We start from the raw sequence: 14,305 nt of genomic DNA, 5'->3' as shown, positions 1-14,305 counted from the left end.
ATCTAATTTTTGAAACGCTGATTATCCAGATTAGCGCTTTTTTACAACCGTTAACTATCTAAATTCCGCATAACAACAAAAATTTAATTTAAGGAGAATAAAATGAAAAAAATAAGTCACTACTTATCTTTTGCACTGTTCGCTTTAATATTTCTAGTAGAACCCAGTTTTTCTGCCGAAAGCAAGGTAGGGGCTGAAACACAATATGTGTTTAATACATTATTATTCTTAATATGTGGTTTTCTAGTAATGTTTATGGCACCAGGTTTTGCAATGTTGGAATCAGGGATGGTAACATCTAAAAGTGTATCAACTATTGCGGCAAAAAATATTGGTTTATTTTCTATTGCTGGAATCATGTTCTGGCTTGGAGGATATAATTTAGCATATGGTATTCCAGAAGGTGGATACATTGGCTCATTCATCCCATGGAGCGATGCATCAAAATTAGATACTGGTTATTCAGATGGGTCTGATTGGTTCTTCCAAATGGTATTCTGTGCAACAACAGTATCAATCGTTTCAGGTGCTTTAGCTGAAAGAATTAAAATTTGGCCGTTCTTTATTTTTGCGGCAATTTTAACTGGTGTAATTTATCCAATCGAAATGGGTTGGCAGTGGGGTGGAGGCTGGTTAGCGAAAGCTGGCTTCTCTGATTTTGCTGGTTCAACTCTTGTTCACGCTGCAGGTGGAGCTGCTGCTTTAGCTGGTGCAATCGTTCTAGGTCCAAGACTTGGAAGATTTGCTAGATCTGGTGAAAAGCCTATGCCGCCATTTGCAAATTCATCTATCCCACAAGTAACTATCGGTGTGTTTATCCTTTGGTTTGGTTGGTTTGGATTTAATGGTGGATCACAGTTAGCTCTAGGTACTGTTGATGATGCAACTGCTATTGCTAAAATTTTCATTAACACTAACTTGGCTGCCTGTGGTGGTGTAATTGCTAATGCTTTGATCACTAGATTTTTAACTGGTAAGACAGACGTCATTATGATGTTAAATGGTTGTTTGGGCGGATTAGTTGCAATTACAGCTGAACCATTAGCTCCAACACCTGGCGCTGCAATTATTATTGGAGCAATTGGTGGAGCAATCGTTGTGTTAGGAACTAAACTATTATTCAAATTAAAAATTGATGATGTAGTTGGAGCAATTCCTGTACACATGTTCGCTGGAATTTGGGGAACATTAGCAGTTCCTTTATCAAATGCTGACACTAACTTTGGGGCACAGTTCCTTGGAGTAATTAGTGTTATAGCTTTTGTCTTCGTAGTATCATTTGTGATCTGGAAGGTGATGGCAAGTACATTTGGAATTAGAGTAAGTAAAGAAGCCGAAACTAAAGGTACAGACGTAGCTGAAATCGGAGTTATTGCATACTCAATAAGAGATTAAACATAGTTAGTTTAATTTATCTAACAAAAGGTCCAGACTTAAAATCTGGGCCTTTTTATTTTTGTCATAACTGAATTGCATAAACAATATTATTAAATTTAATCAATTATATTAAATTAAAACTATGAATTGGAAAAAATTAGAAACATTTAAAAAAATCTCAACATTTAAAAGTTTTAATTATGCTTCTAAAGTTCTTAAAAAATCTCAATCTAGTTTTAGTCGAGATATAATGAGCTTAGAAAAAGACCTAGGTTTCAAATTATTTATTCGTAATATGAAAAATGGAATTCAATTAACTGAAAAAGGAAATGCTCTTTTAAAAGTTGTAAATGAATTTGATACTAATTTAAGTTTATTTAAAAACTAGCATAATAGTAACTCCCGTAACGAAAATTAAGATTCCGATTATTTCGATTAATTTAACCTTTTCCTTAAAAAACAATGTAGAAGATAAATAGCTAAATAATAATTCGATTTGGCCTAATGCTCTCACAAAAGAAGACTGTATTAATGAAAATGCATAAAACCACGATAAAGTTCCCACGAAGCTACAAAACCCTGCTGTTAAGCATTGATATCTATGTTCATAAAGTTTTTTAAATTCTCCTCTTTCAAATAGATAAATATAAATCGTCATGAGTATTGTTTGAAAAGTAACTCCAAAAAACAAAGTACATAATGCTTTTTCAAATTTTGAATCAAATTCTGCAAGACTTAATGTTGCCCCACGATACAACACAACACTTAAACCCAAAAAAAAACCTGTAATTATTCCAATAATTGTTGTTTTTGAAAATAAATTTTTAATGAAAAGATTTAAATTTTTAACTGAAAAAATAATAATTCCTATTGTTGAAATTATTACACCAGTTGTTGCTAAAAAACTTAAAGTATCACCAAATAATACAAGTTCTAAAGCTACGATTTGTATTACTTCTGTCTTACTCAATGATGTTCCAATTATAAAATTTGAGAATTGAAATAAGTACAGCATAATAAATGTAAAAATTATTTGTGATATTGATGCCGATATAAAATAGATAATGAATTTGTCGTTCGATAATGCTTGAGCAATAATTGCAGTATCTTGAAAATAAATAAAAAACAAAGCTATTGCAAAAGGACATGCAAATGCAAATCTCACATAAGATGAAGCAAAGGTAGAGACTTTCTTGTTAATGTTTTTTTGTAAAGTAAATCTAAGGTTTTGTACAAAAGCAGCAATAACCGTGACAACTATCCAATTCATAAAGCTAAATTTTATTGGCTGTTATATACTTAAAATTATTAATTTGCCGCAATAAACCTCAGCAAACTTAAAAATTAGCCAGGATATTAATTATATTTAAAATTATAATTACTTGAATTTTTGTTTTTTAAGAGATTTAATAGGGAAAAATAGGGGGAAAGATAATGAAAATATTAAAAAAAATATTTATAACCATCATTTTAGCTTCATTTGCAACATCATCTTTTGCTGAGACTAAAATGAGAATAACTCTTCAACTTCCACTAAAAGCGCATTTAGGTCAAAATCTACTTGTGTTCAAAAAAGAAGTTGAAAAAAGATCTGACATTAAAGTTGAAATTTATGACTCAGCTCAACTTTATAAAGATAAAGAAGTACCACAAGCTGTGGGATCAGGTGCGATTGAAGCAGGTGTTGCATCTATCACTCGTTTTGCTGGAACAAATCCTGAAGTAGATGTGTTTTATCTACCATTTTTATTTGATTCAGAAAAAAAGGTTAGAAAAGCTACAGCGCAAGGTTCTAAAATTAGATCAATCTTAGATCCAGCAATTTCAAAAACTGGAGCGATGCCACTTTATTACCAGGCGTATGGGAGTGCGATAATGCTCTCTAATGGTGGACCAATGAAAACACCTGCCGACTTTAAAGATAAAAAAATCAGAGTTTTCGGTAAAACTCTTGGAGCGTTTGTTTCTTCATTAGGTGGAAAGCCAGCTTTAATTTCTGGTTCCGAACAGTACTTAGCTTATCAAAGAGGTACAGTTGATGCTGGAATGACTGGTGTATCTGGAGTTAAATCTAGAAAACTTTACCAGGTGATGGATACTCTTACAGTAACAAACCACGGTGATATTGAGTTTGTAGTTGTAGTGAACCAAAAATGGTACAACAAACTTAACGCCAAGCAAAAGAGTGCAATACAGTCTGCATCTAAAATTGCTGAAAAAGCTGTGAGAGATGATATGGCAAATATTGAAGCCGGGGCTTACAAAATTGCTAAAGAAAACGGCATGAAAATTGTTAAGCTTTCAAGCTCAGATTTAAGCGCACTGAAAAAAGCTTCAGCATCAGTGATTGATGACTATATCAAACGAACTGGTGGAGCTGGTGGCGTTGGCGACAAACTAGTTAAAGAAGCAAAGAAACTTTAATTTAAACTTACTTTACCCACCCTCTAATCGAGGGTGGGTTATTTTATGGATCTAGATAAAGTAATAAAATATTCTGGTTATACTGCCGCTGGACTATATGTTTTGATTGGCTTTATCGTGTCTTTTGAAGTTATCTCTAGATATATTTTTAATGCACCAACAATTTGGGTTAATGAAATTTCAAGATTATTACAAATATGGGCTACATATTTAGCGCTTACATATACATTTCATAATAAGGAATTTATTAGAATTACAGTTTTTTATGATAAGGCAAATGATAAGACAAAAAAAGTTTTAGATTTTATTTCATTCATTTTTATTATTTATTTTTCATCTTTTGTGACCTACTACGGGTGGTTAATTGCCTATGACTCTTTTGAGGTTGGTAGGACAAGCTCAACTATTTTAGATTTGCCTGCAGTCATTACAGAAATTGCAATACCTATTTCATTCGCATTATTACTAATTAGAGTTTTTTTAGAAGTTTTAAGATACATCAGAGATTTTGTTAAACCATGACTGTAACATTAATCCTTTTCTTTTTATTTTTTATTTTATTTTTAGGAGTGCCCATTGCTTTTGCATTAGGCTCGTTAGGATTATCACTAATGGTTTTAGGAGATATTTCTCCAATGATGCTCCCTCAAACATTTTATAGCGTTGGAGATAATTTTATTTTACTTGCGGTTCCAATGTTTTTAATGATGTCAAATATTTTACTCAAAGCTGGTGTTGGAGAAGATCTATTTAATTTTGCACAAAGTTGGGTTGGAAATTTTCCTGGAGGATTAGCGATAGCAACAATTATATCTTGTAGTATTTTTGCTGCAATATCAGGTTCATCAGTAGCAACTGCAGCTACAATATCTACGGTAGCTTTTCCCGCAATGATCAAAAGAGGTTATCATAGAAATTTTACTTTAGGAATTTTAGCAGCTGGTGGAACTTTAGGAATTTTAATCCCACCTTCTATCCCAATGATTGTATATGCATTTGTTGTTGAAGAATCGGTTTTAACGATGTTTCTTGCAGGAATTGGACCAGGAATATTACTCGCCCTATTTTTCATCATATTTTCGGTTTTCTATGTAAAGATTTTTAACAAAGAAGTTCAAAACGTTTCAAGTACTAGACAGGAAAAAATTGAAAATACCAAAAAAGGTTTACCCATTTTGTTAATGGCATTTATCATGCTTGGAGGAATATATGCTGGTATTTATACTCCAACAGAAGCAGGTGGTATTGGTTTTTTAATTTCATTTATTTATGTTCTTGTTAAGAAAAGAATAACATTTCAAGGTTTCATTGACTCTGGTATTGAGACAATGAAAACAACAGTAACAATATTTGTAATCATTGCTGGCGCAAAGATTTTTGGTAAAGCAATTTCTCTCTATAGAATTCCACAAGATATTTCTTCATTAATAGTAAACAATATTAATGAACAAGGCGTGTTTATCTTAGTGGTTTGTATCACTTTATTAATTTTAGGTTTTATTATGGAAACTTTGTCACTAATTTTGATTATGATGCCAATTTTTTCAATTTCAATCGCAGCGATGAATATTGATATTATTTGGTTTGGAATTATTTTCACACTAATGATTGAGTGCGCTTTAATCACACCACCAGTAGGACTGAATATTTATGTCCTTCAGGCCATTGGTAATGCAAAAATGGGAGAAATTGGGAGAGGTGTTGCTCCATTTGTTTTAATTATGCTTTTCACAGTTTTTGTGATTTACTTTTTTCCAGATATTGCTTTATATATACCATTTAAATTATGACACTTTTTAATCCATTAAACTCTAAAAAAAGATCTCAACAGCTTAAAAATTTTTTGGACGCTGAAAAACTAGTGATGCTACCAGGTTGTTATGATGCTCTTTCTGCAAAGCTAATTGAAAAAGCTGGAATTAAAGCAGGATTCATGTCCGGTTTTTGTGTTTCATCTACTAGACTTGGAATGCCTGATACGGGTTTGATTTCTTATACAGAGATGCAAGATCAAGTAAGAAACATTTGTAACATTACCTCTATTCCAATTTTATTCGACGGAGATACTGGATGGGGAAATGCTGGAAATATTTATAGAACTGTAAGAGGTTATGCAGATGCTGGTGCAGCCGCAATTATGATCGAAGATCAAAAATGGCCAAAAAAATGTGGTCACACAAAAGGAAAAGATGTTGTTGAACTTGATGAAGCTAAATCAAGAATTAAAGCTGCTGCTGATGCAAGTAAATTAAATGGTGAAAAAGATATTTTAATCATGGCAAGAACAGATGCTATTGCAACAAGAGGTCTTAAGGAAGCAATTGATCGAATGAATACTTATAAAGAATTAGGAGCCGATCTGTTGTTTGTAGAAGCAATAAAATCTAAAGAAGATATGAAAACAGTTATTAAAGAAGTTCCAGGTTATCATATGGTTAATTTAATTGAAGATGGAGAAACTCCGTTATTAGAAATTAATGAATTAGAGGATATTGGATTTAAGATTGCTGTATTACCATTAACACTTATGAGTGCTACAGTTAAAACAATGAAAGAAAGTTTAGAAAATATCAAAAATCGAAAATACAACACTAATGTTTCAAAGTTTGAAGAACTAAGAGATGTTGTAGGGTTTAACGATTATTACAAAATAGAAGACCAATATAAAAGTTAGACGAGTTCTTTAGGTAGTAATTCTTTAGGAATATTTTGATATGAAACGGGTCTCAAAAATCTAAAAATAGCTTTAGATCCAACTGATGTAGTTCTTGTGTCAGATGTTGCAGGAAAAGGTCCTCCGTGCACCATGGCATGACAAACCTCAACTCCTGTAGGAAATTGGTTATAAATAATTCTACCGGCTCTATCTTCTATTAAACTAACAAACTCTTCGGACACTTCTTCAACATTGTTAGAATGAAATGAAATAGTCAACTGGCCTTCTATTTTTTTTGCAATTTCGTTGAAATCTTGATCATTTTCACATTTTATAATTAATGAAGTAGAACCAAATATTTCATCCGATAACTCTTGATCTTTTTTAAATTCATTAGCACTTGTTTCAAATAAGTGAGGGATACATTGATTGGCGTTGCCATTTTTTTTACCTTCACCAACTAGTGTTATATTATTTTTACTTTTAAACTTTGAGACACCTTCCTCATATGCTTTTGCAATTACATTGCTAAGCATAGTCTGGCTGTTTTGTTCTTTTATTTTTCCTGCAAGTTTAGATTTGAAATTTTCGTAATTCTTTGAATTTTTTGTAATAATTAAACCAGGATTTGTACAGAATTGACCAGCACCCATTTGTAAAGAAACTAAAAAACCTTCAATAAATTTATCTGGATTTTCTAAAACAGAATTAAATACAAATACTGGATTGATACTGCTCATTTCAGCATAAACCGGAATTGGCTCGTTTCTACTTTGAGCTGTTTTAACGATTTGCAATCCACCGTTTCTTGATCCTGTGAAACCTACCGCTTTGATATATTTATTTTTAACTAAACCTTGTCCAACAATATTACCTGAACCGAATAACAGTGAAAAAGTTCCATCAGGTAAATTATTTTTTTTAACAGCATTTTGAATACATCTTCCAATTATTTCTGAAGTTCTAGGATGAGAACTATGCGCTTTTACGATAACAGGGCATCCGGCCGCTAGGGCTGCAGCTGTATCACCTCCTGCCACTGAAAAAGCCAAGGGAAAGTTACTTGCTCCAAATACTGCAACTGGACCTATAGCAACATTTCTCAATCTTAGATCTGGCCTCGGAAGAGGTTGCCTATCAGGTAATGCTTCATCAATAGTAGCATCAGTATGTTTCGAATTTCTAATAAATTCAGCAAACATTCTTAATTGACCAACCGTTCTTCCTGTTTCGCCTGTGATTCTTGCCTCTGGTAAACCTGTTTCTTCAGGAGTAATTTTTAACAAAGTTTCTTTAACAGCCTCTATTTCTTCTGCAATCGTATCTAAAAATTTTGCTCTATCTTCAAAACTAGTATTTTTATACTTGTAAAATGCATTATTAGCTAAATCACAAGCATGCTCTAATTGTTTTGCAGTTGCCCCTTTATATCCGGGAGACAATGTATCATTTGTAGATGGGTTTTTAGCAGAGACTTCTTTCTCACTTCCAGCCTCTTCTTTTAAACCAATAATTAAATTACCATTTAAATTCATAATTAATTGATGTAGGTTCTAACTAATTATGAAAATAATTCAATTCCTAAAAGATAATAAATGTAATGTTGGTTATGTAGAAAATGGCAAAGTTAATATTATAAAAAATTTTAATTTATCATATGATTTATTTAATGAAGCAATCAACAGCGGTGAAAAAATTGAAAATTTAATTGAAAGCAATAAGTCAAATGAAATTTTAGATTACAAAGAAATCTATAATTCAAACTCACTTTTGCCACCTATCACTCATAAAGATCCATCACATTTTTATGTAACAGGCACAGGGCTGACTCATCTTGGTAGTGCAGATTCTAGAAACAAAATGCATGCTACAAAAGAAGAGGAAATGACAGATTCAATGAAAATGTTTAAAATTGGAATTGAGGGCGGAAAGCCAGAAAAAGGTAACATTGGAGCTCAACCTGAATGGTTTTACAAGGGTAATGGAGATAATATCTCTGCACCTACGGAAACGATTTATATCCCAGACTTTTCTTTAGATGGATCAGAAGAACCTGAAGTAGTTGGTATTTATATGATTAATGAAAAAGAAGAAGTTGTAAAAATAGGTTATTCAATTGGTAATGAATTTTCTGACCATGTTATGGAAAAACAAAACTACTTATATTTAGCTCATTCAAAATTGCGACAATGTTCTTTTGGACCCGAAATTAACCTGGGCAGCATCCCTAGTGAAGTAAAAGGTAAATCAAAAATTATTAGAGATGAAAAAGTTATTTGGGAAAAAGATTTTTTAAGTGGCGAAAAAAATATGTCACACTCTATAGAAAATCTTGAGCATCATCATTTCAAATATGAAATTTTTAGAAAACCTGGTGATTTACATATCCATTACTTTGGAACAGCAACGCTAAGCTTTTCTGACGGTATCAAAGCGCAGGATGGTGATATTTTTGAAATTAGTTCAGATAGTTTTGTTATGCCTTTAAAAAATAAATTAAAAATTAAATCAAAAGAAACTGTTAAATTTCAAAATTTAATAAGTTTGAATTAATTTGCGTCGCAACATTTTATTTTAAGCGCCATTTTCTACTTGATAATAGTTCATAGTTTTGTTTATTTATCGCAAACTTAACGGGGAGAAAAAATGAAAAAATCAAGAATACTTCAAGCTTTCTTAGCTTTAGTATTAGTCTTTGACGTACCATTTTTAGATATCAACCTGAACAAAGCTGAAGCTGGATCGCATAGTAAAAAAGCTATTCAATCAATCACTCACGCTGGTTTTGGTGGTGGTACAGACGTTACTACTAGAATGATGCTTTTAAGAACAAGAAGAGTTCTTAAGCAAGACATGCAACTAGTAAATAAAAAAGGTGGCGGTGGAGCTGCATCAATGGATTACTTAATGTCACAACCGGCAGATGGTAACTCTATTTTGACTTGGACAACAGGTCATGCTGTTTCTATGGCACTTGGTAAAACAAAAGTTAAATTAAGCGACATGGTTCCTTTGGCTAGAGGAACTGATGATCCACAATTATTCGTTGTGAACTGTAAGAGTAGCTTTAAGGATGCAAAGAAATTTGTAAGCCAACAAAAGAAAAAATCTTTCTCTTATGGAACAACACATACGGGTGGTATCGATGATGTGAGTGCAGTTGCATTTACTAAGAAGGGTAAATTAAAAGATCCTAAAATCGTTGCTTATAAAGGTGTTGGACCTATTAAAACAAACTTAATCAAAGGCGATATTGATGTAGGTGTTTTAAACTTAGGTGAAGCACTAACAGAAATTAACGAAGGTAAACTTTGTGTTTCAGTTGTTCTAGCAAATAAAAGAATGGCTAAACTTAAAGATGTACCAACCGCTAAAGAACTTGGGATTCCAGTTTCTTTATCTACTGTAAGAGGTTTCGTAACTAAAAAAGGAACTCCAGCAGATCAAGTAAAAAGACTTGAAGCAGGTATGTTAAAAGGAATGAGCCATAACTACTACAAAAATTTCTTAACTGAAATTGGACTGGATCAGTCAAGTGTAGTTGGGGCTGATGAGTGGGGCAAGCAGATGGACGAAATGCTAAAAGAAATGACTGCTCAGTTAAAAGCTTTAGGTTACATTAAGTAATACTATAACGAATGAATAGTAATTCATTTGAAAAAAAGGGCGGATTTTTATCCGCCCTTTTTAGTTCTGAACTAATTTTATTATTTTTTATTTTCTGCTTTTCAATTTTTTTGTTTGTAACGACTTTTTATTTTGATGAAGTTCCGCCAATTTTGGTAAGAGGAATTCAACCCGCAACTTTTCCTAAAATTCTACTTGGGCTAATTTTTTCACTCAATTTACTATTAGTTTATTTTTATTTTAGCCGGCCTAAAAAAGATTATGAAAAGCAAAGTAGAATTTTTTATAAAACTGTAGGAATATTTATTATATTTCCACTAATAGCTCTAAAAGTTGATTTGATATTGGCATTAATGCTAAGCTCAATTGCAATAACTTATTTTTGGGGTGAAAAAAATTTATTATTAAATCTTTTTTTATCAATTGTGTTTCCAATTTTAGTTTTTTTATTATTTGAAGGTGTGCTTGGATTAAGGTTTCCACCAGGTATATTAACTAATCTTTATTATAATTGGTAATGATTGAAAATTTATCCTACATGATTGCACCAATTTTAAGCAGCAAGCTTTTAATTATCCTTTTTTTGGGAACTTTGTTTGGATTGATTTTAGGAGTTTTGCCTGGACTTGGTCCAACAACAGGAGGGGCATTAATTCTTCCATTTACAATTACCCTAGACCCTTTGTCAGCAATTGTTCTATTAACTGCAATTTATTGTGCAGGAACATACGGGGGTGCAATTACAGCTGTTCTTATTAATACTCCTGGAACACCTGCAGCAGCTGCAACTTGCTTAGACGGTTATCCTTTGGCTCAAAAGGGCGAAGCTGGTCGGGCGTTAGGTATGGCAACTTTTGGAAGTGCATTCGGTGGTTTATTCAGCGTTGTAGTATTAGTTCTTTTTGCACCTATTTTAGCAAATATTGCCTATGAGTTTGGTCAACCTGAATATTTTGCTTTAGCTATATTTGGATTAACAATGCTTGCTTCAATAGGAGAAGGAAGTCCAATTAAAAATTTAATCGCTGGTGCATTTGGTATTCTATTATCAACTGTTGGAAAAGATGTAATGGCATCAATCGATCGATTTACTTTTGGTGTAAATGAGTTGACCGAGGGAATTGGGTTTATTCCTGTTGTAGTTGGAATGTTTGCTATGAGTGAATTATTAGTTCAATCTAATTTAACAAATCAAATTTTTGAAAGAATAGCGATGAAAGCTGTAAGACTTCCATCCAAAGATGATTTTAAATATTGTTTTAAAACGATTTTAAGATCATCTGGAATTGGTTCTTTTATAGGCATTCTTCCTGCCGAAGGAGGAACCGTTGCTTCTTTAATAGGATATTCAGAGGCAAAAAGATGGTCAAAAAAACCTGAAGAGTTTGGCAAAGGTGCGATTGATGGAATAGCAGGAGCTGAGACTGCAAATAATGCAGCAACAGGTGGAGCCATGGTTCCAACACTTGCTCTTGGAATTCCAGGAAGCGCTACAACTGCAGTTATTTTAACAGGTTTAATCATTCATGGTTTAAGACCAGGACCAGATTTGTTTAAAGAACAACCTGAATTTTTATATGGAATATTTGGTGCAATGTTTTTTGCAAATATTCTATTTTTTATTTTTGGGTTTTTTGGCGCAAAAATTTTTGCAAGAATAACATTAATTCCTAATCGATTATTATGGCCAATGATATTTACACTATCTGTTTGCGGGACTTATTCTTTAAACCAATCTTTTACAGATGTTTTCTTGATGATTGGTTTTGGAATTATTGGATATGTAATGAGAAAATTTGGTTTCTCTGTTGTGCCTGTTATTATTGGTTTAATCCTTGGGCAATTAGTTGAACTAACATTAAGACAATCTTTAGTGATTTTTGATGGTGATTGGACTTTGTTTTTTACCAGACCAATTGTTGTAACTTTCTTTATTTTATCGGTTGTTGCTTTAATATTTCCTAATATAAGGAAAAAGAATAAATGATTGAATTAAGAATAATTAAGAATTATTAACCAAGGAGTTTAAATTATGAAAAAAAAAGTAGCAGTTTTACTAGGTGACCCTTCAGGCATTGGTCCAGAATTAGTTGTTAGATTATTAAATGAAGATATTTCTAATGAGGCCAATGTAGTTGTAATTGGTGAAAAAAAAATATTAGAAGATGGTGAAAATATATCTGGAAAAAAAGTTGATTTTAAATTTGTTACTGATTTTAACGAAGTTAAATTTGATGATAAAACAAAGTTTTTTTTAGATATCTCAAAAGGAACAAACAGAACTTATAAACATGGAGAAGTTTCTGCTGAGTCTGGAAAAAGCGTTCTTGAAGCTATGGATTATGCTTTAGATCTTGCAAAAGAAAAAAAAATTGATGCAATCAACTTTGGTCCTATGAACAAAACAAGTTTAATGATGGGTGGTTGTCAGTACAATGATGAGCATGATTTCATGCAGAATAAACTTGAAATGAAAGAATTTTGTTGTGAATTTAATGTTGTAGATAATTTTTGGACTGCTCGTGTAACGTCACATATCCCAATCAAAGAAGTTCCAGAGAACATTACAAAAGAAAACATTTTAAAACCAATCAAGTTATTAGACCAAACTTTAAAAATGAGTGGAATTAAAAATCCTAGAATAGCTGTCCAAGCACTTAATCCTCATGCTGAATTTGGCACTGAAGAAAAAGATGAAATTATACCTGCTATTGAAGAAGCTAAAAAAATGGGAATTAATGCTGACGGACCTTTGCCCTGCGATACATCTTTTATAACCGCATTTAAAAACAAGAATCACGATTGCATAGTGGGAATGTATCATGATGCTTTACAATGTGGATTGAAAGCATTTGGTTTTGATAGAGGGGTAACAGTGTCAGGTGGATTAACTGTTCCTGTAACAACACCAGCCCATGGAACTGCTTTTGATATTGTTGGAACTAATACTGCTAATCTAGAGCCAACGATTAATTCATTTAAGTTAGCAGTAAAAATGAATTCAGGAACTCAAATTAATTAATGACAAAAATCAAATCGGTAAAAACAAAAGTCTATCAATGGAAAGGTAAAACAGTACCTCCACAAAGTAATTTTTGTACCAATGCATCTGATCTTTTGTATGAAAAGGGTGATAATATGGGTTCATTCAGATTTCATGAATGGCTGACGTGTGAAATTGAAACCGATGATGGTTTGGTTGGAATTGGTAACGCTGCTTTAGCGCCACAAGTTGTAAAGAAAACAATTGATCATTATCTAACGCCTTTAATATTAAATGAAGATCCTTTTGATTATGCTTATCTCTGGGAAAAAATGTACAGAAGAACATTAGCATGGGGACGAAAAGGTGTGGGAATGACTGCTATATCTGCAGTTGATATTGCTATATGGGACTTACTAGGAAAATTAACTAATAAACCTGTGTTTAAGTTATTAGGTGGAAGAACTAAGGAAAAAATTCCTGTTTACGCTTCAAAATTATACAGCCAACCAATTGAAGATTTAAAAAAAGAAGCTCAAAGTTATGTCGATCAAGGTTTTAAAATGTTCAAGATGCGTTTTGGCTGGGGACCAAAAGATGGCCCTGATGGAGTGAAGAAAAATTTAGAGTTAGTTGAAGCTGTAAGAGAGGTTGTTGGATATGACACGGACCTAATGCTGGAATGCTATATGGGCTGGAATTTAGAATATACAAAACATATGCTGCCCAAGTTAATGAAGTTCCAACCAAAGTGGTTAGAAGAACCAGTGATCGCAGATGATATTCATGGGTATGCTGAACTCAATAATATGAATATGATACCAATTTCAGGTGGAGAGCACGAATTCTCATTATTTGGCTTTAGACAGCTGTTAGATCTTAAGGCTGTGAGTTATATTCAATATGACACAAATAGAGTTGGTGGAATTACAGCAGCACAAAAAATTAATGCTTTAGCTGAAGCTTATCAAGTGCCCGTTATTCCTCATGCAGGTCAAATGCACAATTATCATTTAACAATGGCTAATTTAAATTGTCCATTCTCAGAGTTTTTTCCTGTTCATGATGTTGAGATAGGTAATGAACTTTTCTATTATATATTTGAAGGTGACCCGGAGCCAAAAAATGGTTTTATCGATTTAGATGAAAATACTCCTGGTTTAGGAATTAATCTTTCAAATAAATATGAAAAAGACTTCCAAATCATTGAATAAAAAAATTATCAAAAAATGTGAAAA

General features: G+C 32.5%; 14 protein-coding genes. 12 read left to right on the top strand and 2 right to left on the bottom strand.

From position 1 onward, the window contains the following. Positions 1 to 102 precede the first annotated feature (102 nt). On the top strand, positions 103 to 1,395 hold the full coding sequence (gene amt, locus ACTTAQ_RS04850; RefSeq protein WP_440696048.1) for an ammonium transporter: 1,293 nt from the start codon (positions 103 to 105) through the stop codon (positions 1,393 to 1,395). Between the two features lie 124 nt (positions 1,396 to 1,519). After that, positions 1,520 to 1,765, top strand: a complete 246-nt coding sequence (locus ACTTAQ_RS04845) for a helix-turn-helix domain-containing protein (protein ID WP_440696046.1) — start codon at positions 1,520 to 1,522, stop codon at positions 1,763 to 1,765. Here the strand turns inward: ACTTAQ_RS04845 and ACTTAQ_RS04840 are convergent. Then, positions 1,751 to 2,647, bottom strand: a complete 897-nt coding sequence (locus ACTTAQ_RS04840; RefSeq protein WP_440696044.1) for an EamA family transporter — start codon at positions 2,645 to 2,647, stop codon at positions 1,751 to 1,753. The genes ACTTAQ_RS04845 and ACTTAQ_RS04840 overlap by 15 nt on opposite strands. Before the next feature lie 164 nt (positions 2,648 to 2,811). Between ACTTAQ_RS04840 and ACTTAQ_RS04835 the strand changes: the two genes are divergently transcribed. The 4 genes from ACTTAQ_RS04835 to ACTTAQ_RS04820 are packed head-to-tail and all read left to right on the top strand — an operon-like array spanning position 2,812 to position 6,475. Further along, a complete protein-coding gene (locus ACTTAQ_RS04835) occupies positions 2,812 to 3,801 on the top strand; it encodes a TRAP transporter substrate-binding protein (protein ID WP_440696042.1) in 990 nt (329 codons plus the stop codon). 45 nt (positions 3,802 to 3,846) lie between these two features. Continuing rightward, positions 3,847 to 4,323, top strand: a complete 477-nt coding sequence (locus ACTTAQ_RS04830; protein ID WP_440696040.1) for a TRAP transporter small permease — start codon at positions 3,847 to 3,849, stop codon at positions 4,321 to 4,323. After that, positions 4,320 to 5,591 carry a TRAP transporter large permease gene (locus ACTTAQ_RS04825; RefSeq protein ID WP_009360688.1) on the top strand — a complete coding sequence of 424 codons (1,272 nt, stop codon included), beginning with the start codon at positions 4,320 to 4,322 and terminating at the stop codon, positions 5,589 to 5,591. Before ACTTAQ_RS04830 ends, ACTTAQ_RS04825 begins: the two co-directional genes overlap by 4 nt. Then, entirely contained in the window at positions 5,588 to 6,475 is an 888-nt protein-coding gene (locus ACTTAQ_RS04820; protein WP_440696037.1) for an isocitrate lyase/PEP mutase family protein, read from the top strand. The genes ACTTAQ_RS04825 and ACTTAQ_RS04820 overlap by 4 nt, the downstream gene beginning before the upstream one ends. Here the strand turns inward: ACTTAQ_RS04820 and ACTTAQ_RS04815 are convergent. Next, complete coding sequence (locus tag ACTTAQ_RS04815; RefSeq protein WP_440696035.1) at positions 6,472 to 7,992, bottom strand: aldehyde dehydrogenase (NADP(+)); 1,521 nt, start codon at positions 7,990 to 7,992, stop codon at positions 6,472 to 6,474. The two genes, ACTTAQ_RS04820 and ACTTAQ_RS04815, sit on opposite strands and share 4 nt — an antisense overlap. Positions 7,993 to 8,020: 28 nt before the next feature. Between ACTTAQ_RS04815 and araD1 the strand changes: the two genes are divergently transcribed. The 6 genes from araD1 (at position 8,021) to ACTTAQ_RS04785 (ending at position 14,281) form a co-directional block, all read left to right on the top strand. Next, complete coding sequence (gene araD1 / locus ACTTAQ_RS04810; protein WP_440696033.1) at positions 8,021 to 9,010, top strand: AraD1 family protein; 990 nt, start codon at positions 8,021 to 8,023, stop codon at positions 9,008 to 9,010. A 93-nt stretch (positions 9,011 to 9,103) separates the two neighbouring features. Continuing rightward, positions 9,104 to 10,084: a Bug family tripartite tricarboxylate transporter substrate binding protein gene (locus ACTTAQ_RS04805; RefSeq protein WP_009360684.1), complete on the top strand. Its 981-nt coding sequence runs from the start codon at positions 9,104 to 9,106 to the stop codon at positions 10,082 to 10,084. Positions 10,085 to 10,095: 11 nt separating this feature from the next. Then, the gene (locus ACTTAQ_RS04800) at positions 10,096 to 10,602 is read left to right on the top strand and encodes a tripartite tricarboxylate transporter TctB family protein (protein WP_440679552.1); all 507 of its coding nucleotides are present in this window, start codon (positions 10,096 to 10,098) and stop codon (positions 10,600 to 10,602) included. Beyond that, on the top strand, positions 10,602 to 12,071 hold the full coding sequence (locus ACTTAQ_RS04795) for a tripartite tricarboxylate transporter permease (RefSeq protein ID WP_440696031.1): 1,470 nt from the start codon (positions 10,602 to 10,604) through the stop codon (positions 12,069 to 12,071). The genes ACTTAQ_RS04800 and ACTTAQ_RS04795 overlap by 1 nt, the downstream gene beginning before the upstream one ends. A 45-nt stretch (positions 12,072 to 12,116) precedes the next feature. After that, on the top strand, positions 12,117 to 13,106 hold the full coding sequence (locus ACTTAQ_RS04790) for a 4-hydroxythreonine-4-phosphate dehydrogenase PdxA (RefSeq protein ID WP_440696029.1): 990 nt from the start codon (positions 12,117 to 12,119) through the stop codon (positions 13,104 to 13,106). Then, entirely contained in the window at positions 13,106 to 14,281 is a 1,176-nt protein-coding gene (locus ACTTAQ_RS04785) for an L-rhamnonate dehydratase (protein WP_440696027.1), read from the top strand. The genes ACTTAQ_RS04790 and ACTTAQ_RS04785 overlap by 1 nt, the downstream gene beginning before the upstream one ends. Positions 14,282 to 14,305: the final 24 nt, after the last annotated feature.

Source organism: Candidatus Pelagibacter sp. HIMB109, from assembly GCF_052048155.1.
Classification (GTDB): Bacteria; Pseudomonadota; Alphaproteobacteria; order Pelagibacterales; family Pelagibacteraceae; genus HIMB114.
Note: the sequence above shows the minus strand (reverse complement) of the source record. Positions and strands in the feature narration are given on the sequence as shown.